Source organism: Alteromonas sp. Mac1 (assembly GCF_001562125.1).
Classification (GTDB): domain Bacteria; phylum Pseudomonadota; class Gammaproteobacteria; order Enterobacterales; family Alteromonadaceae; genus Alteromonas; species Alteromonas stellipolaris.
Genome location: NZ_CP013932.1, coordinates 635,852 through 657,171, shown reverse-complemented (window position 1 = coordinate 657,171; position 21,320 = coordinate 635,852). Strand labels below are relative to the sequence as shown.

At 41.3% G+C, this 21,320-nt stretch carries 25 protein-coding genes; 14 read left to right on the top strand and 11 right to left on the bottom strand.

Annotated features, from left to right (window positions below; translation table 11 throughout):
• Positions 1–4: 4 nt before the first annotated feature.
• The 3 genes from AV939_RS02815 (at position 5) to AV939_RS02805 (ending at position 3,993) form a co-directional block, all read left to right on the top strand.
• Positions 5–1,186, top strand: a complete 1,182-nt coding sequence (locus AV939_RS02815; RefSeq protein WP_061997029.1) for an acetyl-CoA C-acyltransferase — start codon at positions 5–7, stop codon at positions 1,184–1,186.
• Positions 1,187–1,195: 9 nt separating this feature from the next.
• Positions 1,196–2,995, top strand: a complete 1,800-nt coding sequence (locus AV939_RS02810) for an acyl-CoA dehydrogenase C-terminal domain-containing protein (RefSeq protein ID WP_057791416.1) — start codon at positions 1,196–1,198, stop codon at positions 2,993–2,995.
• A 71-nt stretch (positions 2,996–3,066) separates the two neighbouring features.
• A complete protein-coding gene (locus AV939_RS02805) occupies positions 3,067–3,993 on the top strand; it encodes an alpha/beta fold hydrolase (protein WP_061997027.1) in 927 nt (308 codons plus the stop codon).
• 134 nt (positions 3,994–4,127) lie between these two features.
• On the opposite strand, the gene AV939_RS02800 is transcribed toward AV939_RS02805, so the two are convergent.
• Complete coding sequence (locus tag AV939_RS02800; RefSeq protein ID WP_013783794.1) at positions 4,128–4,523, bottom strand: DUF3718 domain-containing protein; 396 nt, start codon at positions 4,521–4,523, stop codon at positions 4,128–4,130.
• A 699-nt stretch (positions 4,524–5,222) separates the two neighbouring features.
• Here AV939_RS02800 and AV939_RS02790 point away from each other — a divergent pair.
• From AV939_RS02790 to AV939_RS02760, 6 genes are all read left to right on the top strand, one after another.
• Positions 5,223–5,654: a hypothetical protein gene (locus AV939_RS02790; RefSeq protein WP_061997025.1), complete on the top strand. Its 432-nt coding sequence runs from the start codon at positions 5,223–5,225 to the stop codon at positions 5,652–5,654.
• A 572-nt stretch (positions 5,655–6,226) separates the two neighbouring features.
• Positions 6,227–7,042 carry a hypothetical protein gene (locus AV939_RS02780; RefSeq protein ID WP_061997021.1) on the top strand — a complete coding sequence of 272 codons (816 nt, stop codon included), beginning with the start codon at positions 6,227–6,229 and terminating at the stop codon, positions 7,040–7,042.
• A gap of 114 nt (positions 7,043–7,156) precedes the next feature.
• A complete protein-coding gene (locus AV939_RS02775) occupies positions 7,157–7,495 on the top strand; it encodes a hypothetical protein (protein ID WP_156454619.1) in 339 nt (112 codons plus the stop codon).
• 118 nt (positions 7,496–7,613) lie between these two features.
• Positions 7,614–7,940, top strand: coding sequence for a hypothetical protein (locus tag AV939_RS02770; protein ID WP_061997017.1), 327 nt, complete (start codon positions 7,614–7,616; stop codon positions 7,938–7,940).
• Between the two features lie 108 nt (positions 7,941–8,048).
• Entirely contained in the window at positions 8,049–8,384 is a 336-nt protein-coding gene (locus AV939_RS02765) for a hypothetical protein (protein WP_156454618.1), read from the top strand.
• Between the two features lie 158 nt (positions 8,385–8,542).
• Entirely contained in the window at positions 8,543–9,337 is a 795-nt protein-coding gene (locus AV939_RS02760; protein WP_061997013.1) for an FRG domain-containing protein, read from the top strand.
• 1,115 nt (positions 9,338–10,452) lie between these two features.
• On the opposite strand, the gene AV939_RS02750 is transcribed toward AV939_RS02760, so the two are convergent.
• The 7 genes from AV939_RS02750 to AV939_RS02720 form a co-directional block, all read right to left on the bottom strand.
• A complete protein-coding gene (locus AV939_RS02750) occupies positions 10,453–10,800 on the bottom strand; it encodes a hypothetical protein (RefSeq protein ID WP_061997007.1) in 348 nt (115 codons plus the stop codon).
• A 121-nt stretch (positions 10,801–10,921) separates the two neighbouring features.
• Entirely contained in the window at positions 10,922–11,245 is a 324-nt protein-coding gene (locus AV939_RS20240; RefSeq protein WP_061997005.1) for a hypothetical protein, read from the bottom strand.
• 209 nt (positions 11,246–11,454) lie between these two features.
• On the bottom strand, positions 11,455–11,643 hold the full coding sequence (locus AV939_RS20235) for a hypothetical protein (protein ID WP_061997004.1): 189 nt from the start codon (positions 11,641–11,643) through the stop codon (positions 11,455–11,457).
• 131 nt (positions 11,644–11,774) lie between these two features.
• Positions 11,775–12,188, bottom strand: coding sequence for an ankyrin repeat domain-containing protein (locus AV939_RS02735; RefSeq protein ID WP_061997003.1), 414 nt, complete (start codon positions 12,186–12,188; stop codon positions 11,775–11,777).
• Between the two features lie 135 nt (positions 12,189–12,323).
• Positions 12,324–12,587: a hypothetical protein gene (locus tag AV939_RS02730; RefSeq protein WP_061997001.1), complete on the bottom strand. Its 264-nt coding sequence runs from the start codon at positions 12,585–12,587 to the stop codon at positions 12,324–12,326.
• A 128-nt stretch (positions 12,588–12,715) separates the two neighbouring features.
• On the bottom strand, positions 12,716–13,000 hold the full coding sequence (locus tag AV939_RS02725) for a hypothetical protein (RefSeq protein ID WP_061996999.1): 285 nt from the start codon (positions 12,998–13,000) through the stop codon (positions 12,716–12,718).
• 128 nt (positions 13,001–13,128) lie between these two features.
• Positions 13,129–13,629 (bottom strand): hypothetical protein, encoded by a 501-nt coding sequence (locus AV939_RS02720; protein ID WP_197427689.1) that lies wholly within the window; start codon positions 13,627–13,629, stop codon positions 13,129–13,131.
• 726 nt (positions 13,630–14,355) lie between these two features.
• Here AV939_RS02720 and AV939_RS20125 point away from each other — a divergent pair.
• The 5 genes from AV939_RS20125 (at position 14,356) to AV939_RS02685 (ending at position 18,440) form a co-directional block, all read left to right on the top strand.
• Positions 14,356–14,694, top strand: coding sequence for a hypothetical protein (locus AV939_RS20125; protein ID WP_061996989.1), 339 nt, complete (start codon positions 14,356–14,358; stop codon positions 14,692–14,694).
• Positions 14,695–15,227: 533 nt separating this feature from the next.
• Positions 15,228–15,647: a hypothetical protein gene (locus AV939_RS02705; RefSeq protein ID WP_061996987.1), complete on the top strand. Its 420-nt coding sequence runs from the start codon at positions 15,228–15,230 to the stop codon at positions 15,645–15,647.
• A gap of 1,073 nt (positions 15,648–16,720) precedes the next feature.
• A complete protein-coding gene (locus tag AV939_RS02695) occupies positions 16,721–16,954 on the top strand; it encodes a DUF6429 family protein (protein WP_044056436.1) in 234 nt (77 codons plus the stop codon).
• Between the two features lie 580 nt (positions 16,955–17,534).
• Positions 17,535–17,792, top strand: coding sequence for a hypothetical protein (locus AV939_RS02690; protein ID WP_057794171.1), 258 nt, complete (start codon positions 17,535–17,537; stop codon positions 17,790–17,792).
• 201 nt (positions 17,793–17,993) lie between these two features.
• Positions 17,994–18,440, top strand: coding sequence for a DUF6688 domain-containing protein (locus AV939_RS02685; RefSeq protein WP_061996983.1), 447 nt, complete (start codon positions 17,994–17,996; stop codon positions 18,438–18,440).
• Positions 18,441–19,143: 703 nt separating this feature from the next.
• Here the strand turns inward: AV939_RS02685 and AV939_RS02675 are convergent.
• The 3 genes from AV939_RS02675 to AV939_RS02665 all read right to left on the bottom strand — a co-directional run bounded on the left by AV939_RS02675 (position 19,144) and on the right by AV939_RS02665 (position 21,054).
• Entirely contained in the window at positions 19,144–19,455 is a 312-nt protein-coding gene (locus AV939_RS02675; RefSeq protein ID WP_156454614.1) for a hypothetical protein, read from the bottom strand.
• A gap of 564 nt (positions 19,456–20,019) precedes the next feature.
• Positions 20,020–20,562 carry a hypothetical protein gene (locus tag AV939_RS02670; RefSeq protein WP_061996977.1) on the bottom strand — a complete coding sequence of 181 codons (543 nt, stop codon included), beginning with the start codon at positions 20,560–20,562 and terminating at the stop codon, positions 20,020–20,022.
• 141 nt (positions 20,563–20,703) lie between these two features.
• Positions 20,704–21,054, bottom strand: coding sequence for a hypothetical protein (locus tag AV939_RS02665; protein WP_061996975.1), 351 nt, complete (start codon positions 21,052–21,054; stop codon positions 20,704–20,706).
• Positions 21,055–21,320 lie beyond the last annotated feature (266 nt).

Sequence of the window (21,320 nt, the reverse complement as noted above, 5' to 3'; positions counted from 1 at the left end):
CGCTATGCGCGATGCAGTAATAGTAAGTACCGCAAGAACGCCTATTGGCCGTGCCTATAAAGGTGCACTAAATAATTTACCAGCCCCTACATTAGGTGGTCATGCTATTCGCAACGCGGTACAACGTGCAGGTGTTGATCCTGCCAGTATCGACGATGTGATCATGGGTGCAGCCCTAACGCAAGGCAGTGGCGGCATGAACATAGGTCGCTTAGCGGCATTAGCAGGCGATTTGCCGGTGACTGTTGCTGGCATGACGTTAGACAGACAATGTAGCTCTGGCATGTATGCCATTGCCAATGCGGCAAACAGTATTCGTACTGGCGACACCAATATTATGGTAGCGGGTGGGTTAGATTCTATTTCTTTGGTTCAAACCAAAGCCATGAACATGTCTCGCGCGGTTGACCCACAACTAGTGGCAAAGCATAAGAACATTTATATGCCTATGCTGCAAACTGCTGAAGTTGTTGCACAGCGCTACGGTATTAGCCGTGACGTGCAAGATGAATACGCTTATCAAAGCCAAATGCGCACAGCGGCAGGCCAAGAAGCAGGCAAGTTTGACGACGAAATTGTGCCAATTACGGCCACTAAAGCCATTTTCAATAAAGAAACTGGTGAAACAAGCGAGCAGGAAGTGACGTTATCGAAAGACGAAGGTAACCGTCCTGAAACTCAACTTGAAGGTTTGCGTTCGCTGAAACCTGTGATTGAAGGCGGTTGTATTACTGCGGGTAATGCGAGTCAACTGTCTGATGGTGCTAGTGCTACCGTCATTATGGATGAGCAATCTGCCGCTAAAGGTCAAGCGCAACCATTAGGTATTTACCGTGGTATTGCGGTAGCTGGATGTGAACCTGATGAAATGGGTATTGGCCCTGTATTTGCTATTCCTAAATTGTTAAAGCAACACGGCTTAACCATGGACGATATTGGTTTGTGGGAACTTAACGAAGCCTTTGCTGTTCAAGTGCTTTATTGCCGCGACAAGCTGGGTATTCCTGATGAATTACTAAACGTAAACGGTGGTGCAATTTCAATTGGTCACCCTTACGGAATGAGTGGCGCACGTATGGTGGGTCATGCATTAATCGAGGGCAAACGACGTGGTGCTAAATACGTTGTTTGTACTATGTGTATTGGCGGCGGTATGGGTGCTGCTGGTTTATTTGAAGTTATATAGGTATTTGGTATGGAAGGTTATAAAGCTCCACAACGCGACGCCATGTTTGTTACACATGAGCTATTAAACTATCAAGAACATTATCAAAAGCTTGGTTTTGACGAAGCTTCAGAAGATTTAGTATCAGCTATTTTCTCTGAAGCGGCTAAGTTTTCTGAAAACAGCCTAGCACCCATCAACATGTCGGGTGACGAAGAAGGGTGTAAGTGGGTAGACGGTGAAGTGACTACGCCTGCTGGCTTTAAAGAAGCTTATCAACAATATGTTGAAGGCGGCTGGCCAAGTATGTCTCACCCTGAAGAGTTTGGTGGTCAAGCATTGCCATACTCATTGTCATCTATTATTGCTGAATGGTTCTCGGGTGCTAACCACTCATGGGCTATGTACCCTGGCTTAAGCCAAGGGTGTATGGAAACCATCAAAGCTCACGGTACTGAAACACTACAAAACCAATATTTACCAAAGCTTATCAGCGGTGAATGGACAGGTACCATGTGTTTAACCGAAGCACACTGTGGCTCTGACTTGGGCATGCTTAAATGTCGCGCAGAACCGCAAGACGATGGCAGCTATAGCTTAACCGGAACGAAGATTTTCATCTCAGCCGGTGAGCACGATATGTCTGAAAATATCGTTCATATTGTGCTTGCGCGTTTGCCTGGTGCCCCAGAAGGCACTAAAGGTATTTCGTTATTTGTAGTACCTAAGTTCAACGTTTCTGATGAAGGCGAAAAGCTAGATCGCAACGGCGTTGCGTGCGGCAGTATTGAACACAAAATGGGTATTAAGGCTAGCGCCACCTGTGTGATTAATTTTGACGGTGCGAAAGGCTTTTTGATTGGCCAGCCTAACCGTGGTCTTAATTGCATGTTCACCTTTATGAACACTGCCCGAATCGGTACTGGCCTAGAAGGCTTAGCCGCTTCTGAAGCGTCTTTCCAAGGTGCATTGCGTTATGCTAAAGATCGTATTCAATTTCGTTCTTTAACGGGTCGTAAGAACCAAGATGGCCCTGCAGATCCAATTATAGTGCACCCTGATGTACGCCGCATGCTACTTACGCAAAAAGCGTTTGCAGAAGGTAACCGTGCATTAGCAGCTTATTGCATGCAGTTGGTTGATGTGACCCTTTACGGTGATGATGCACAAGAGAAGAAACTGGCTGATACCAAGCTTGCTTTCTTAACACCTATCGTTAAAGCCTTCTTGACAGAAACAGCGCAAGAAAGCACAAGCTACGGTATGCAAGTTTACGGTGGCCATGGTTTCATCAAAGAATGGGGCATGGAGCAGTTAGCACGTGATACGCGTATTTGTACTATGTACGAAGGCACTACAGGTATTCAAGCTATCGATTTATTAGGCCGCAAAGTGATGGGCTCTAATGGCGAATTGCTTAATGTATTTGTGCAAGAAGTGCGTGAATATTGCGAATCGCTTCGCGGTAAAGCCCAGTTCAGTGCGTGGACCAATGCATTAACGTCTCATTTAGATGAATGGCAGCAACTTACCATGGATATTGGTAAAGCAGCAGCCTCTAATCCTGATGAGATTGGTGCCGCGTCGGTAGATTACCTAATGTACTCAGGTTATGTGACAGTCGCTTACTTCTGGTTGAAAATGGCTGTTAAAGCACAAGAACAACTTGATGCAGGTAGTACTGAGACCGAGTTCTATAAGAGCAAAATCTTAACCACTGGTTTCTATTTTGATCGCTTACTAACGCGCACCCGTTCACTTGTATCAGCCATGCACTCAGGCTCAGACAACCTTATGTCTATGCCAGAAAGCATGTTTGCTATCGAGTAAATAGGATACGTAATGAAGTGCCGAGCACCTGCTCGGCATTTTTATCTTTACTGTTTTGCGAAAGGCTAGGTATGCCACTAAACGCAGTAACATCTCACACCATTTCTATTCAAGATCACCGTATATATTATCTAGAAAGAAAAGGGCAAACCTCAAATAGCCCGTTACTTATCTTATTTCATGGATTCCCTGAGAATGCCCATACATGGGAAGCGCTCATCAATGTCTTGCCAGCTGATTATCATATTATTGCGCCTGATTTACCGGGCTACCATCAATCAGATCCATTGACAGATAGTAGCGATAACCAAGTTCCTTCCTTGGTTGCTCGTATGAAGGAATTTGTTGAAACAGTTAGCCAAGGTCGAAAAGCGATACTAGTGGGTCACGATTGGGGTGGGGCGATAGCGTGGCCGTTAGCTGCTTTTCAACCTGATTTGTTTCATAAACTAGTGATTTTAAATGCAGCGCACCCAAGTACCTTTACCCAAGCGCTTAAAACAAGTAGCGCACAACGTAAGAAAAGTGAATACATAAAAGCGTTAGTAGCAGACGATGCAGAGGTAGTCTTACAGCAAACCGATTTTGCGTTGCTTAAGGGGATGCTAGGCTCTGCTATGTTTGACGGCGCCATGCCCAAAAATAAAGATCATAAAGCTAGCCCAGATAGCTACGGGCAAAGACTACTTCGTAGTTGGCGCAATACTCCAACATTGTCAGCCATGCTGAACTATTACCGAGAAATGCCACAAATGGCACCCGATGAGCACGCACCTGAAACAGAATTGTCACGCTTACGTGTACCGGTTCTACGCGTCACTTTACCTACATTGGTATTATGGGGGCGTTTAGATGATGCGTTTGATGAAGGTATCTTGAATGGTTTAACAGCGTACGTTCCCGACCTACGAATTGTGTATCACGATACGGCAACACATTGGGTTCATAGAGAACAGGCGAGTTGGGCTGCAAAAGAAATAACTGATTTTGTAACGTAGAATTTTTTAAAAAGAAGTGTGAGAAAAGCGATGTTGGAAAAGGGGCGTGGCCCCTTTCGGGGCCACAAGCACGGCATCCTGCCGTTACCATGTTGAACTGCTGTATCTTTACATGGTGCGAAGTATCTTAAAAACTAGATACGTTCGTTAAGTTCGCTAGAGATAGGGCTTGATTGAAGACCTTGCTCAGCAATCCACGCTTGAAGTGTTTTACCGTCTGCTTCTGGGTTTTGTAGTTCACGGCTTGGCATTTTCTTAACCAAAAGTGTACCTACATCTACCGCGTTGTTTACGATAGCAGTACGGATTAGGCTGTTGCCGTTACACGAAATACCTGAGTAGTAATCATGCAATTTTAATTTGAAATCTGATTGTACACGACGCATCTTTTTACGTAGTTCGCCTTTATCGTCTGCTTGAACGATAGTACAAATGTTGGCTAGCGCTTCGTTTACATCGGCTTGTGCTGCGTTAGAGAAAGCTAGAGTAGATGCTGCGATAACTAAAGAAGTTTTAACAATTTTCAACATGGTTAATTTCCTTTCGTATTTAATGTTTAATTTAAAGTTTGTCTGTTCGGTTCGGGAATAATTAAAAACCAAATGGGCAGGTCAGAAAACATGCAAGCAAATAACAAGGTATCCCAAAGTATACCTTATACGAAAGTTGTAGAGCTGTTGCTAGGTTCTAGCCCTTTATTTATAAGGTGCCAACTAAAGTATAATAAAAAATTGAAACGGCAAACCTACGTCAATTTATCGGTGAAAAAAGCGAAAAATAAATTTGAAAAGGTAAATGGACATGGATTTTGCTCACCTATCCAGCTCAGAATCGCTAATTTTTTACGCTTTATTTGAATTTCGTTGTCTTACCCGATTATTCATTCAATTGGTTTTGGATGTTTGTAAGCTTGTTTCTCGTAATATGGCTGGGACACCAAATTCTTACCGCTGCTTTTCACCAAGAGATACTCAATCTACGAACTACTAATTCTGTTTCCTTAACTGAGTCTCCTTTCTGGTTTTCTTTTGTAGTATTGTTTGAATTAACCGCTTGGTCGTTTGCGCTTTGGTACTTTGTCTCCAGCACCAGATATTTACTACAGAGGAAGTAATGCATAACAACTCAATCAACTCACTCACTTCGTTCGCTTGGACGCATACACGCGGGGCGGCTTCGCCATTATGCCCCACGCATCTGCGCCCCTTAGCTCAAAGTTAGGTGCTACCATGGAAGAACTTAAATTAAGTCACCCTTATTGGGTACGTATTATAGGATGGGTATTTTTACCCATAATGTTGGGCGTTTCTATTTGGTGCCTATTCTTACCGGTTTGGTACCAAAGATATGAATTTCTTCTGTTTCTTTCAGCAGCATTTTTAGGCGGTGGGTGCTTATATATGACTGTACATGGTTTAAAAACACTACCATTTATGAATGCTGTTATCACTCTATCGGAAAAGGGAATTAGTGTTAAAAATGGAAGTAAATGTAATAGCGTACAATGGAGCTCGATTTTAAAAGTTCGCCATGTAGCAAGCGCTCAAATACTTCATCTTTACGACACACAAGGGAATAGGTTTCTATCCGTTACAGAGCAGCTCAAAGGCTTTAGTATCTTAGTCGGCTGTTTGCACGACAAGAGCGGCTTGGAGCTCTAAAAGTGAGCGCACCTAACAAAAAAATTAAGCACGCCCGCTGCGCGGGCTGGGACGCAAACACGCAGGGCGGCTTCGCCATTATGCCCTACGCGCCTGCGCCCCTTATTTAAAAGTTAGAAGGCGTCAGCCTAAACCTCGTTTGGCTTTATAAAAATCCAAGTTCAACTACCCTCATCTGCTTTCATTAGCATCGCTCTGGCTTTTGGTGGTTTTAACTTCTCCGCATTAACTTCAAAGGTTGCGCAATAGGCGCTTTATCGCCAAGTTATTATTTCAACTCTGCATGCGCCATTGCGTCTGTCAGCTCAAATGGCGGCTTGCTTACGTCAAATCAAAACCATCACCGCACTGGCATTTTGCTTGTTTGTGTTAATAATCAATCGTATGCTAACAACAACAGTTTTTAATAAGGCCAAAGGAACAGGCTCTGCTTCTAACAAAGCGCTTAAGTCACTCCCTTCGGTCGTTCGGACGCATTTACGCGGGGCGGCTTCGCCATTGTGCCCCACGCAACTGCGCCGCTTAGCTTAAAGTTATAAGCCTTTCAGTTTAACTGGCACGTTTGAGTATTCATGAATAATAAAACAAAAAAAATAAAACTTATTAAGATCTTTAGGTGGATAGCTATCCTCACTATCGTTCATTTCGCTGTAGATAAAATACTTTTTGATATTCCCAAACCAATGATGGATAAAGATATTGAATTTTATCAACCAAAAAGTGAAGCAGATTCAAGCTTACGTGAAATGAATTTATATATGCATGATAAAAATCTAATATCAGAGCTAAGTATCCAGACTGGTAAGAAAAAAATTGATGATTCCTATATGTCTGTTTTACGTGACTATCACAGGCAAATGTTAGAACTTTATAAAATAATAATTTCAAAACCAATCTTAATGTCAATCGACAAAATGTCAGAAAATATCGAAATAGCAAGGAAGTACACAAACTCAGATCAATGTTTGCTGATAGATGGTAGTCAAGATACCTTCAATCTCATTGCAAAAGAATACACACCTTTAATCAAGAAAATTAATGAAAGACCTAAAGCTATTATAAATATTCACAAGCGTATTTTAGATGTCCCTCCAGAAAAAGACGAAAATGGTGATTTTAGTGTTGAGGGAGCAATTGAAAGATTGGATATCACTGTGAAATTAATGGAAGATCCATATCTATCAGTAAGAAAAGATAATACGGAAGCTTTACTTGAAATTAACCAATTTATGATGAACTTCGATAGACTTCATTCTATATATCTGCAATGCGCACAGAGTTACAACGAAAAGGTAACTGATTTAACTGCTTACAAAGATGCGATTAGCTACCTGATTTTTCTTGTTTTAACTGTGCTAGTTTATCGTAAAGAAATGCTGAATGTTTAAGTCGTCTTCGGCTTATAACAAGCCATTCAAGCAGGACAAATAACAGTTGGTTTTTGCTCGTGCCTCGCTATTATAACCAACTATCATTTTCCTCTTAATGGGGCGTTAGGTGTAATGATGAAAATACTTACTTTTGTCGTTGTTATGGCTACGTTCTGCAGTTTTAATGCTCATGCAGTAAAAGTGCGCAGCTGCGAAAATTTAGAAGTAAAATATATAAAACTACAGCTTCAAAACGGTAACTTAAGTAAAAAAAACATTTCAGACAAAGAGTTTAAAAGAGGTACGTTAGGTATTGATGAAATGTGTGAACTAAGAAGTGAATTGGTTTCAGATAGTTTAGCTTTTACTCTATTTAGACCTAAAGGTGAGTCATTGAATTATATACTGGTTCACAATGGCTTGGATGGCAGTTTTAAATTGTACGGTCTTTTTATTGGCAATTACACCTAACAAAAAAATTAAGTCACTCACTTCGTTCGCTGGGACGCATACACGCGGGGCGGCTTCGCCATTATGCCCCACGTGCCTGCGCCCGTTATTGAAAAGTTAGCTGCTAGGAGATAATTTTATGGACGATACGTTTTGGATAGCTCTTACTTTTGCGATGCTCTGTGGATTACCTTGTGTGATTTTGGGTTTTCTGATCGGTGTGAAACAAAAGAGAAGTCTTCTTGCCAGTTGGGATGACTCAAGTTTCTCAGATCCTGTATTAGTTGGAAGAATAATGGGAGCAAGCTCTTTTATAACGGGCTCATTAATTATCTTGTCTTGTACAGGAGTAGCAATGAAGTTAGTGTCAATGTCATTCGCAGGTGTAGCTTTTTGTGTATCAGTTGCAACTCCACTATTAGCTGGGTTGTATGTAAATGTTATGTATACCAAAGAACGCAGCTAACAACTCAATTAACTCACTCACTACGTTCGTTGGGACGCATACACGCAGGGCGGCTTCGCCATTGTGCCCCACGTGCCTGCGCCCCTTATTTAAAAGTTAGGTGCTTTGGTGAAAAAAATGTTTACTTCGGGATGGGAACCAACGCTTCTTTCAGAGGAAGTTTTGGCCTCTGGCGTGTGGTTTTATGATAATAAAATACCATTCAATGCAACGTTGCTTAGACAAAAATATGATTACACATCTTTTGATTTACCAAAAATAGAAGTGACTGTTCACCCTTATAATTTGGATTATATCGATTACTCCATAAGTGACGAGGGCTCTGTATATTTCTGGCAATTTGAAGGACAGGGGCGCAAAAGTAAATCACCTACATTTAGTACTTATTTCGCCGCAAGGGACCACATCAATTCCTACGGTACAAAATATGATATTTCATGGTAAGCACGCACCTAACAAAAAAATTAAGTTCGCCCGCTTCGCGGGCTGGGACGCATACACGCAGGGCGGCTTCGCAATTATGCCCTACGTGCCTGCGCCCCTTATTTAAAAGTTATGCTCCTAAGTGGGTATTTAGCTGTCTAACAAATTAAGGATGATTTATGAAAGGAAGGAAGACTGAATCAGGCAATGACTGGCAACTGGAGTGGACAGGACCAACTACTGCAGATATAAAATGTCAATCTTGGAATGGTTTTATAGACTTCTTGCATCATGACCGAGCATTAAAACAAAAGCAAAGCTACATTTTTAGAGGGCATGCGTCTGTTGAGTGGGCATTGGTTCCAACACTAAAAAGATCTTTAGATATGGATAAACCACCATGGGAAGATACAGAAAAAGAAGAAGAAAAGACATTGAATGCGTTCAAAAAATATTGCCTTGGACGCAGGGGTCATAACCCTCCCCAATTAGAAGAAAGTGAATGGTGGGCGCTTGGTCAACATTTTGGGTTGAACACTCCCTTACTCGACTGGTCTGAGTCCCCGTTTGTGGCGGCATTTTTCGCATTCAATTCCAGTGTTTTAGACTCAGACAATGTAGTTATATGGGTTTTGAATAAGGGCGTTAATAAAAAACCATGTATTGAAAAACTCAAAGAAGAAAGACACATTGAGTTTTTGACACCATATTTAGATGAGAACTCTCGCCTTATAAATCAGAGAGGACTTTTCATAAAAACACCAGAGATGATTTGCCTTACGGAATGGATTAAACAAATATCTGAAGAAGGCGCTATCGATTTAGCCAGAGTCCTAATTCCCTCTTCGGAACAAGAGTTCGCTTTAGATTCACTGGATAAAATGAATATTAATGAGCTAACACTTTTCCCTGATCTGCTTGGCGCAGCAAAATATGCCAATTATGTTGCAAACAGAAAAAAGAAGAAGCCCTAATCCGGAGCATAACAAACGCATAAACTCAGTCGCTGGCGCTCCTTGGGACAAAAACACGTAGGCTCCCTGCGCTTCGCTTGGTATTGTAGCCTACGTATTTTTGCCCGTTATGCGGGTGTTAGAAGGCGTCAGCCTAAACTACGTTTGGCTTTATAAAAATATCAGTTCAACTACCCTCACCTGTTGTTTCAATCATCGCCAAAGCATTGGTAGTTTTAATGTCACCACGCTTACTTAAAAGGTTGCGCAATAGGCGCTTTAGCGGCTAGTTCTTATTTTCAGTCAGCAAGCACCATTGCACTTGGTAATTCATATGGCGGCTTGCTTCAGTCAAATCACCTACATCACTGCACTGGCAATTTACTTGTTTGCTTTAACAATCAATCGTATGCTGGCTTTATTAGTTTTTAAAACGTCCAAAGGTACAGGCTCTGCTTCTAACAAACGACTATGGTGTCAATTCCCACGTTAAACCGTTTTTTCTTCCCACGTGACGCCATCTCTAACCATTGAGTTTAATATGAAACTACCAATGCTTGGGCGATGTTTGAAACAACAGGTGAGGGAGGTTGTACTGATTTTTTTATTAAGCCAAACGTAGTTTAGGCTGACGCCTTCTAACACCTAAATATGGGGCACAAACAGGCAGGCGAAAATGGCGAAGCCGCCTGCCTGTTTGTGTCCCAGCCCGCTTGCGGGCGCCATAATTTTTTTGTTATGTGACATTACTGATTAGGCCTTTTACCTGCAATACCGATAAACAAGAATAAGAAAAATAAAATACTGGGCATGATGACTGTTAATGGGTTTATGAAAAATGCCACTAAGATTTTTGACAGTATATCGATGCTGAATTCCGTACTTTCTGGCCAATAGATAAACAAGAACAAAGGCAATAAGATGACCAGAACTTTTAGGTAAAATGTGACTGCGGCCCACAAGGCCTTTTTAGAAACATTTTTTAACTCATAAAAGCTCATTTACTCAATATCCGACTGGCACATAACTTTTAAATAAGGGGCGCAGGCATGTGGGGCATAATGGCGAAGCCGCCCCGCGTGTATGCGTCCCAGCGAACGAAGTGAGTGACTTAATTTTTTTGTTATGTGCACTCACTAAGAACAACCTTGATTTACAAGGAGCTGAACTAATTTTGATGTTTGCTCTGCCTCTTGAACAAATTGTAGATGACTCTTTCCGAGGAACATGCCGTCGATAGTTAGTTGATAACCACCGATTAAATTCTTAGAGTGAAGACTCAAACTAGTACTATTTTCCAAATATGTGAATTCCAAAGATGAGTCTAAAGCGGTAACAGGCTGAAACGGTTCATACTCATTTATTGTGTTAATAAGGCACGACGCTTCAATTGGAATTTCGAAGTTCACTCCATAGCCGATTTTATTGTCGATGCTGGAGCATCCGCTTAGTAATAATAAAACTGAAAGAATTTGAATTTTCATGTGCACATAACTTTCCAATAACGGGCGCGGACATGTGGGGCATAATGGCGAAGCTGCCCCGCGTGTATGCGTCCCAGCGAACGTAGTGAGAGTGTTGATTGGCTTGTTAGCCGCGCTTCACTTACGAAGTACTTTTTTGAAATTTGCGCATAGCTCTGACGACATTAACAATGGGCAATATCGAAAAGAAAACATAAATAGCTACGAACAGTAAAAGGTCGAAATAAGCTAAATAAACTAACACCCCAACTACGATTTGTATTACACCAGATAATAAAAAGCTATTGCCTACGTATTTGCAGAAAGCAGGTAGGTCGGCAATTTTAGAAAAGTCGATGCCGTTAAGTACATCCGCTTTTTGTTTGAAGGTAAGCAGATAGCCAATGATTAAATATATAAAGCCGCTTAAGCAGGATATTAAAAGTATTAGAAAACCTGTATCCATGAAAAATCCTTTTTAGTGGCTAACTTTCCAATAACGGGCGCAGACATGTGGGGCATAATGGCGAAGCCGCCCCACGTGTATGCGTCCCAGCGAACGCAGTGAGTGTGTTGATTGGGTTGTTATGTGCGTACAATTTAAAACCTTTTACAAACCCACTTTATAATAAAAATAATCCTAGCTACAAAGAGAATAGTATTTGTTTTAAGTAATTATTTATTTGCCCATCGGTAACAATAAAACCACCCAATAGGAGGAATCAAGAAGTTGAGCAAGACGGCGTAAATGGCAACCAACCCGATATTGTCAGCCTTTCCTTTAGCAAATTTGATGGTAAAGAAAATTACAACTAAAGCGAGAATGAAGAGTACTTGCCCCAAAAATGTTGCGTTTAAATTCATAAAATTCCTTATTGATGAGCTTCCTGAAAAGCACATAACGCCCAACTAAGGGGCGATAACACATGGGCTAAAATTAGGAACGAAGTGACGCAGCCCATGTGTTAGCGTCCCAGCGAGCAGCGCGAGCGCCTTTAGTTTTTTGTTATGTTGCATTTGTTAAAAAGAGCCACAATACTCGAATTTCCTACTACTTGAGCTAGCGATCTTGGTGTAACACCATGGTTATTAACAGTATCTGGATTAGCGCCATAAACCAATAATAGAGAGATAATGTCATTATTATTGTTGGAATAAAAAACAGCTTTATGAAGAGCGCTATTACCGTTTGATTCAAGTAAGTCTGTGTCAGCTCCATTTTCTAGTAAAGCTTTTACAGCATTATACGATTGTTCCTGTACAGCAAAATGTAGCGCGGACCATCCATTAATATCCTGTGCATTAACGTTAATTCCCTTATCGACTAACTCTTTGATACCTGCTGGATGTTCTGCAATAGATGAGTCGATGATCAGGTAATGAAGCTTATTCCTTCCGTAAGAATCCACGTTTACCCCGCAACATAACCCCCAAATAAGGGGGCAATAACACGTAGGCTAAACTTGGGAGCGAAGCGACCTGAGCCTACGTGTTATTGTCCCAGTGAGCGCGAGCGAACGACTTAATTTGTTTGTTATGTGCGTCTAACCAAAACCTAGATCTTGGACAAACCGACTATCTAAAGTGATTTTATGTCTTGGCACACTATAGTCCGCCTCCAGCACATCGAGCAGATCCGGCATTACTTCCTCAAAGCTGATGTTGGTGCCTTTTTCGTTATTAACTTTACTGGCAATGTAATTAGCAAACTCTCCGACAGTACAGATATTAGTAACTTCTTCATCCGGCATTTCTACACCAAACTTCTCTTCAGCCCACAATACGATTTCTACAGTATCTAAGCCCATGCTGAATTCCTTCTTAGCATATAACGCCACGTTAAGCGGCAAAAAATTGTTGGCTAAAATTGTGAACGGAGTGAAACAGCCAACTGTTTTTTGTCCGTTTGAACGCCTTGTTAGGCATATTTTGCCACTTACTTTGTAAATGAACTTGTTATTATTTTGCCATTATTCTCGTCAATTATGCAGTCATAACATTGAAAGTTAAAAGCATGAATATTTCCATTACGAGATGAAATATTTGTATAGCAATCAGACTGGGATAAACCACCTAATGATTCTATAACCCAAAGCTTATTTTCATTTGAATCATAAGCCTCAACATTTCGGGCAGCTTTGTTTTTAGGATAATCCATCCAATCATATAGCTTTAGGGTGATATTCTTATGTTTAATAATTATAGGGAACTCAATATCCATATGTGCCACTTTACCTATATGCCTAACACCCACATAAGGGGCAGTAATGCGTGGGCTAAAATAGGAGCGAAGCGACAGAGCCCACGTGTTACTGTCCCAGGGAGCTTGCGACCGACTTAATGTGTTTGTTAGTTTGCGTATTCATTTGAGCTAAAAATAAACTGTTGGCTTAAAGAAAAGGCCTCACTTGTATTAGTACGACTCTGTGAAATAATTTCAATTTCGCCCTTCTCATGGACTTTGACCAAAAGCTGTTCTGTATCACTTATATCAAAGTTGATAGAGCAATTCTCTAAAGATACCTTACCTTTTGTATAGTTAGGAAAAGGCTTTGAAACGCCATTGGTGTAATACGCGTAAAAGCTTTCATTTTTCAGGTCTACCGCGAAAATAAAAGCGCTTTTCTCCAAGTTTTCAGGTTCCAATCGTAACGCCGTAAAATAATTGGTCAAAGGGAAACTTGTAACTGCACCTGAATACGAAGTCACATCAGAGCTTCCAGAATAAACGATGTAGGACTTTACAGAACTCAAGCTTTTCTTAAACGATATTGCTGTATCAACAAATTCAGACCTTAAAAAGCATCTCGATTGAACAGGCAAAACGACAGTTAAGAAAACTAAAAACATAAGAAGCCTAGTCAATATGAATCTCCACAAGAGTCTCCGAGCGAACTAACTTTTCAATAACGGGCGCAGACATGTGGGGCATAATGGCGAAGCCGCCCCGCGTGTATGCGTCCCAGCGAACGAAGTGAGTGTGTTGATTGGGTTGCGAACTTTGGTTGCAGCCAAAGTCTGGGCCTCACTTTACCCATCTTTGAAAAGGAAATGTGGTGAATTTAGGGAATAATTATCCATACAAAGCGCTTAAGCCACTCCCTTCGGTCGCTGGGACGCCTATACGCGGGGCGGCTTCGCCATTATGCCCCACGCATCTGCGCCCCTTAGCTTAAAGTTATATGCCTAAGATAAATGAATAATTTAAAGCGTTTTTTTAATATCTATAAATCGCATCTGTTCAAAATGAGTCTAATGATTATTCCTCTTGCTGGACTTATAGGTTACGAACACGGCTTTTTGCGTGGACTATTTGTATTCATAAGTATTCTAATATTAGTTACTTTATGTATGCTCATTCCTTTCATCCATGACCGAAAGAAATATGGTAATAATCCATTTGAATAGGGTTTCTTTATCAGTCAGATATGATTTCAGAAACACGGCATATAACAAAAAAATTAAGTCTCTCACTTCGTTCGCTGGGACGCCTATACGCGGGGCGGCTTCGCCATTATGCCCCACGTATCTGCGCCCCTTATTTAAAAGTTAGGCATTTTAAGGTAATCGTAAACAATGGATTTATTTTTAGAGCTCCTAGGAACAGAAGGGATGCTTTCTGGTATTTTTGAACTGTTAGTTTTGCTAACCTTTGGTTACTTATTTTTCAATTTTCGTAAAAGTGCAAAAATTTCTGGTCATCAAGTATACAAGTACCTTTCACTGGGGTTTTGTTTTTCTTTCTTATCTATTTTTATCCCGATAGTCTCAATAGCTGTTGGTACTGCAATAATAGACGATGCCGTATATGATGATATTCATTTGTACAATGATTTACCCTATTACTTAGCTACTTTTGCTAGTCTGGGTTGTTTTATTTTGGCCGCAAAGGCAAAGTTTGAGCCCAATGCCTAACAAAATGCTCAAGCCTCTCCCTTCGGTCGCTGGGACGCCTATACGCGGGGCGGCTTCGCCATTATGCCCCACGCATCTGCGCCCCTTAGCTTAAAGTTAGAAGGCGTCAGCCTAAACTACGTTTGGCTGTATAAAAATATCAATTCAACCACCCTCACCTGTTGCTTCCAACATCGCCAAAGCATTGGTAGTTTTAACTTCGCCGCATTAACTTCAAAGGTCGCGCAATAGGCGCTTTATCGCCTAGTTCTTATTTTGAGTCAGTAAGCGCCATTGCGTTTGTCGGCTCGAATGGCAGCTTGCTTCAGTCAAATCAATACCATCACTGCGCTGTCGTTTTACTTGTTTGTGTTAATAATCAATCGTATGCTGGCTTTATTAGTTTTTAAAAATGCCAAGGGAACAGGCTATGCTTCTAACAAAGCGCTCAAGTCACTCCCTTCGGTCGTTCGGACGCAGTTACGCGGGGCGGCTTCGCCATTATGCCCCACGCAACTGCGCCGCTTAGCTTAAAGTTATGCATCAGGATGAACATGCAAAATAAACTCTTTTTTGTCGCTTTAATATTAGTAGCCGGTTTCTCGTTCTTAGCAGGTAAATATTTTACACATTCAAAGAAGAGTTCAGAATACATAGATGCATTAGTCACAACTGTAAATTTGTCTTCCGATCGTTGGAATGAAATCCAGCTTCTTACGGTTTTATATGAAGCCTCATTGCAGGACAAAGAAGCTGCTAAGTTTCAGTATGTTCTTGCGGTGTCGCTCATGTATCGTGACGATATTCGACTTAGAGATATCTATAAAAATGACTATGGTTTAAATACCGGAACCTACAGTACCAATAACGCCGTCATTGAGTCTTTGAAGCAACATGGTTATATAGAGTGCGCTAATCTAGAAGGCCCAGACTTAGTCCATTGCAACTTGGATGTTTTGGAAAATGATGCATAACAACTCAATAAACTCACTCACTTCGTTCGCTGGGACGCATACACGCGGGGCGGCTTCGCCATTATGCCCTACGTGCCTGCGCCCGTTATTGAAAAGTTATGCATTTAGAAGGCGGTTTAATGGTTCGTGCTCTTAAAATTTTAATCTTTGGACTATTTAGTGGACCAATTCTAGCGGAGTTAATCGGCTTCATATCCCCTTTTGTTATGTTACGCGATGAAGAATTAGGATATCAATTCCAAGACTCAGCTTATTACATCGGAGCATTTTCGAGTGTGTTTTTTTCAATAGCATTGCTGTTCGCTGCTTTTAATACGTCAAAGGTTTCCTATAAAATTGGAAGCTCTGTCATAGCTTTACTTTACATAATGTCCTCGTATTATGTTTTTCTCGACAGTGAGAGCCTAATGGAAACGATAATCTATGACTTAAATTATTTGTGTGGCGTGGCGAGTTTAACTTTAGGGGCCTTTATCGCCTTACACTGTTTTAAAAACACAACTCACTCTGTATATAAACATGCATAACAACTCAATAAACTCACTCACTTCGTTCGCTGGGACGCATACACGCAGAGCGGCTTCGCCATTATGCCCTACGTGCCTGCGCCCGTTATTGAAAAGTTAGAAGGCGTCAGCCTAAACTACTTTTGGCTTTATAAAAATAACAGTTCAACCGCCCTCACCTGTTGTTCCCAACATCGCCCTGGCTTTCGGTGGTTTTAACTTCGCCGCTTTAAATTCAAAGGTTGCGCAATAGGCGCTTTACCGCCAAGTTCTCATTTTCATCCAGCAAGCACCATTGCACTTGGTAGCTCAAATGGCGGCTTACTCCAGTCAAATCACCAACATTACTCCATTGGCATTTTACTTGTTTGCTTTAACAATCAATCGTATGCTGACTTTATTAGTTTTTAATTAGGCCAAAGGAACAGGCTCTGCTTCTAACAAAGCGCTCAAGTTCACTCCCTTCGGTCGCTGGGACGCCTATACGCGGGGCGGCTTCGCCATTATGCCCCACGCATCTGCGCCCCTTAGCTTAAAGTTAGTAGCCATATGAAAATGGAGACAGCAGTGGAAATAGATGAAGATAAAATCGATGAAGCGGCACTTGCTCTGTTTTACCTTACTCTTCATGACAAGTTTGGTAGGGCTTGGAAACAAATAGATTGGAGTATCACCGATCGGCTTTATGAAAAAGGATATATTCACGATCCTGTTGGCAAATCTAAGTCTGTTGTTTTAACTGAAGAAGGTCTTGCCAAATCAGAAGAACTTTTCAAAAAGTTATTCGTCAAAAGTGAGTGAGCGTTGTGCGCAATTTTAGCTGTTACTCTAGGATGTATTAGCGTGGCAACTAACAAGCCAATAAACGCACTCACTGCGTTCGCTGGGACGCATACACGCGGGGCGGCTTCGCCATTATGCCCCACGTGCCTGCGCCCGTTATTGGAAAGTTAGGCGTCATTTACTTACAGCATAAAAATGTGGGTTCAAACGTGACATTCCAGCATCAAGGTTGTTTCTCTAGGTTGTCTTTACGGCTTGCTTTTTCGGTAGTTTCAACGACTTTAGAAACGCATTTTTCATCAACACCCCAACGCCTATATTCAACATCACCAGCTTTTTAAACTCGCTCTTTTATCCAGTAATGTCGTTAACATCTGGCATTTCGCACAGGGTTGTTTTATCTTAAATTCAATAATTTAAACAAGCTGGCTAATGAGCTAGTGGTGGCAGCAAAGCTGCGTACTTTCAGTTGTACGCCTAACAAACGCTCAAGCCACTCCCTTCGGTCGCTGGGACGCCTATACGCGGGGCGGCTTCGCCATTATGCCCCACGTATCTGCGCCCCTTAGCTTAAAGTTAGCTGCCAAAGGATATAAAGATGGAATTTTTAAGCCCTTTTCAACTATTAATTTTAGTTTTGATAGTTGTCGCCTTAATCGTTCAAATTATTGCCTTTAAAAAAGGTAAATTTGTAGAAGTCGATTACTCATCAAATCAAAGGTTATCAATTGCAATCTCTGTCGCAGCTCCATTGATTTTTTGGGCTGTGTTCACTACTCACTATTTTCTCATAGCTTTTGGCATTGCTATAGGTGCGGCTTGCTACCAACGAAAAAAATGGTACAAATTCAAATAATGTCAGCTAACAAAAAAATTAAGTCACTCACTCCGTTCGCTGGGACGCATACATGCGGGGCTGCTTCGCATTATAGCCCACATGTCTGCGCCCCTTATTTAAAAGTTATATCGCATAGAAAATCCTAACCTCTTCTTCCACACTTGAACTATGTCACTTTAGCCGCATGTATGCCTGTATCTATATGCATCAAGGAAGAGCATGAAAAATATTTTCGAAACTAAGTCAGTATTTATAACTATGGCATGGTGTGTTTTAACTTTTGGCCTTTTCTTTATTTATCGGCTCTATACGTTCACTGCAAAAGTTAACCCTCATACCCACAATCCTATCTCAAAGTACTTCGCTTTTTCTGCAATTGCCATTCACTTAGTCTCTTTTTTCAGCCTCTTTATTTACCTTGCTTCGAGTGCGCCACCAGAGGTACTTCTCTTTTCAAAAGCGATGCACGTCATTTCATCGGCTTTTCATTTAGTTTGGCTTGTAAAAATTAGAAATAGAATTAATGCTTTAAATGACGCCAATCCTCAAAGCAAACTTTGGCTCAACCCAATTCTTTGCACTTTTTTTCATGTCATTTACATTCAGCATAAAATCAATCAGGCTAACACCATGGAATTCGAGCACGCTGGCAAACATGCGATATAACAAAAAAATTAAGTCACTCACTTCGTTCGCTGGGACGCATACATGCGGGGCGGCTTCGCCATTATGCCCCACATGCCTGCGCCCCTTATTTAAAAGTTAGAAGGCGTCAGCCTAAACTGCGTTTGGCTTAGTCAAACAATCAGCTCAACTACCCTCATCTGTCATCACTAGCATCGCTCTGGCATTTGGTAGTTTTAATGTCGCCGCTTTAAATTCAAAGGTTGCGCATTAGGCGCTTTGTCGCCAAGTTCTTATTCAACGTCAACAAGCGCCAATGCGTTTGTCAGTTCAAATGGCGGCTTACTACAGTTAAATCAAAAACATCACCGCGCTGTCGTTTCACTTGTTTGCTTTAACAATCAATCGTATGCTGGCTTTATTAGTTTTTAAAAAGGCCAACGGAACAGGCTCTGCTTCTAACAAACGACTATGGTGTCAATTCCCACGTTAAACCGTTTTTTCTTCCCACGTGACGCCATCTCTAACCATTGAGTTTAATAAACTACCAATGCTTGGGCGATGTTTGAAACAACAGGTGAGGGAGGTTGTACTGATTTTTTTATTAAGCCAAACGTAGTTTAGGCTGACGCCTTCTAACTTTAAGCTAAGGGGCGCAGGCATGTGGGCTATAATGCGAAGCAGCCCACGTGTATGCGTCCCAGCGAACGAAGTGAGTGACTTAATTTTTTTGTTATAAGACATGCTACTTAAAACCTTGAATAGTGCCATTGGTGCCAACAATAAGGCATACGCTACCATAATATAAACAATCATCTTTTATGAATGGTGAAGAGCCATAAATATCCAGTGGAACAATACTATTAACTTCGTTGATACTTTTACCTATAAGCTGCGCGTTTATTAGAACGAACAGTTGCTCCGATATTTTAGTTTGGGTTTCTAGGCTTGCTTCCATGTAAGTTAAAGAGACGCCGTTATCCAAACTCCGATACAACCAAAATAAGTTGGTTAGTAGGAGTAATATTGAAAGGATACTGATAACAACCTTGTTCACTGAATTCCCTTTGTCTTATAACATTAAGCTAAGCGGCGCAGTTGCGTGGGGCATAATGGCGAAGCCGCCCCGCGTAAATGCGTCCGAACGACCGAAGGGAGTGACTTGAGCGCTTTGTTAGAAGCAGAGCCTATTCCTTTGGCCTTATTAAAAACTAATAAAGCCAGCATACGATTGATTATTAACACAAACAAGTAAAACAACAGTGCAGTGATGTAGTTGATTTGACTGAAGCAAGCCGCCATTTGAATTGGTAAACGCAATGGCGCTTGCTGGCCTAGAATAAGAACTTGGCGATAAAGCGCCTAATGCGCAACCTTTGAAGTTAGTGCGGCGAAGTTAAAACCACCTAAAGCAAGAGCGATGCTAGTGAAAACAGGTGAGGGTAGTTGAACTAGGATTTTTATAAAGCCAAACGAAGTTTAGGCTGACGCCTTATAACGCTCCGCATAACGTGCAAAAATACTTAGGCTACAATACCAAGCGAAGCGCAGGGAGCCTAAGTATTTTTGTCCCAGCGAGCTTGCGAGCGAGTTTATGCGATTGTTAGCTGCCACGCCCCTATTAACCCTGCATTACACGTGACAAAAATTCAAACGGGTCGCCAATGTGATAGTCCCAAGTTCCATTTATAAGAAAATAAGACGACGCACCTAAGGTTGCAAGCAAAACGACTTGTCCAATACGAATGACGTATTGTGGTGTAATTGGTTTCTCTACTTTATCACTAAAAAAATGAATGAAGTCCAGCATTAAGCCGAAAGTTAATAAAAGAGAAAAGGCTAAGAAAAAACCAGAAAACCGTGATGTTTGATCCAAGACTAAGAAATAATCTGTTAGCGCGACCCACCAACATAGACAAATTCCGGAAAATGCTGCGGCGGGCGTGTAGTCGGTTGTTTTGCGAAATTCAAAAGAACTTATCTTGTTACTACCAGCTCCATAGGCAATCCAAATGAAGAATAATAAATAAAATACAAAAGAGCGTTCGTCATGCCTTTTGATGTCGAAAACTACAAAGCTTAAAGATAAAACGATGGCTAAAATGAGAACGAAATGAATGAAATTTGTTTTATCTAACGAACTTTTGTTTACGTATTTTTCCAAAATGCCTCTATTGCCTCCATGCTGACAGCTAACAGCTAACGCCCTGTTAAGGGGCTGATAATTGTTGGCTAAAATGTGTAGCGAAGCGAAACCGAGCCAACTGTTAGCAGTCCCGCTTGAACAGCTTGTTATGTTTGCGGTTTAACCCAAACAACTTCCTGACTTAAAGTTATACGTAAACTTTTTGTTTGTTGGTGTAATTGCTACAACCTCTTTTTCTTGAATAGACTCTATAGTTATATTTTTATTTTTTAACAACAAAAGTAAACCACTACAGTCTTCATAATCATTTACTTTGGGCATGTTTTCCGCGCCTTGCATCCTAACAAGCATATCAAAAATACTCTCCCCTTTTTCAGGTTTTAGTTCGGTAAGCTCACCTTTTTTAAAGTCAGATTTCTTTACTCTTTCACCCGTGACAGTTGTTTTTTGATTGTTCGATGAGCAACCCGAAATAACAAACAAAATGATTAATAAACCTAAACCTTTCATAAACTCTCCATAGCGAGGCAAACATAACTTTTCAATAACGGGCGCAGACATGTGGGGCATAATGGCGAAGCCGCCCCGCGTGTATGCGTCCCAGCGAACGAAGTGAGTGTGTTGATTGGGTTGGCGGCTTGCTTCAGCTAAATCACCTACATCACTGCATTGGCATTTTGCTTGTTTGCTTTAACAATCAATCGTATGCTGGCTTTATTAGTTTTTAATAAGGCCAAAGGAACAGGCTCTGCTTCTAACAAAGCGCTTAAACCTCT

Excerpts from the sequence above, each read along its gene's own strand:
- AV939_RS02815 (WP_061997029.1), top strand. The coding sequence starts at position 5 with ATGCGCGATGCAGTAATAGTAAGTACCGCAAGAACGCCTATTGGCCGT.
- AV939_RS02810 (WP_057791416.1), top strand. The coding sequence starts at position 1,196 with ATGGAAGGTTATAAAGCTCCACAACGCGACGCCATGTTTGTTACACAT.
- AV939_RS02805 (WP_061997027.1), top strand. The coding sequence starts at position 3,067 with ATGCCACTAAACGCAGTAACATCTCACACCATTTCTATTCAAGATCAC.
- AV939_RS02800 (WP_013783794.1), bottom strand. The coding sequence starts at position 4,523 with ATGTTGAAAATTGTTAAAACTTCTTTAGTTATCGCAGCATCTACTCTA.
- AV939_RS02790 (WP_061997025.1), top strand. The coding sequence starts at position 5,223 with ATGGAAGAACTTAAATTAAGTCACCCTTATTGGGTACGTATTATAGGA.
- AV939_RS02780 (WP_061997021.1), top strand. The coding sequence starts at position 6,227 with ATGAATAATAAAACAAAAAAAATAAAACTTATTAAGATCTTTAGGTGG.
- AV939_RS02775 (WP_156454619.1), top strand. The coding sequence starts at position 7,157 with ATGATGAAAATACTTACTTTTGTCGTTGTTATGGCTACGTTCTGCAGT.
- AV939_RS02770 (WP_061997017.1), top strand. The coding sequence starts at position 7,614 with ATGGACGATACGTTTTGGATAGCTCTTACTTTTGCGATGCTCTGTGGA.
- AV939_RS02760 (WP_061997013.1), top strand. The coding sequence starts at position 8,543 with ATGAAAGGAAGGAAGACTGAATCAGGCAATGACTGGCAACTGGAGTGG.
- AV939_RS02750 (WP_061997007.1), bottom strand. The coding sequence starts at position 10,800 with ATGAAAATTCAAATTCTTTCAGTTTTATTATTACTAAGCGGATGCTCC.
- AV939_RS20240 (WP_061997005.1), bottom strand. The coding sequence starts at position 11,245 with ATGGATACAGGTTTTCTAATACTTTTAATATCCTGCTTAAGCGGCTTT.
- AV939_RS20235 (WP_061997004.1), bottom strand. The coding sequence starts at position 11,643 with ATGAATTTAAACGCAACATTTTTGGGGCAAGTACTCTTCATTCTCGCT.
- AV939_RS02730 (WP_061997001.1), bottom strand. The coding sequence starts at position 12,587 with ATGGGCTTAGATACTGTAGAAATCGTATTGTGGGCTGAAGAGAAGTTT.
- AV939_RS02725 (WP_061996999.1), bottom strand. The coding sequence starts at position 13,000 with ATGGATATTGAGTTCCCTATAATTATTAAACATAAGAATATCACCCTA.
- AV939_RS02720 (WP_197427689.1), bottom strand. The coding sequence starts at position 13,629 with ATGTTTTTAGTTTTCTTAACTGTCGTTTTGCCTGTTCAATCGAGATGC.
- AV939_RS20125 (WP_061996989.1), top strand. The coding sequence starts at position 14,356 with ATGGATTTATTTTTAGAGCTCCTAGGAACAGAAGGGATGCTTTCTGGT.
- AV939_RS02705 (WP_061996987.1), top strand. The coding sequence starts at position 15,228 with ATGCAAAATAAACTCTTTTTTGTCGCTTTAATATTAGTAGCCGGTTTC.
- AV939_RS02690 (WP_057794171.1), top strand. The coding sequence starts at position 17,535 with ATGGAATTTTTAAGCCCTTTTCAACTATTAATTTTAGTTTTGATAGTT.
- AV939_RS02685 (WP_061996983.1), top strand. The coding sequence starts at position 17,994 with ATGAAAAATATTTTCGAAACTAAGTCAGTATTTATAACTATGGCATGG.
- AV939_RS02665 (WP_061996975.1), bottom strand. The coding sequence starts at position 21,054 with ATGAAAGGTTTAGGTTTATTAATCATTTTGTTTGTTATTTCGGGTTGC.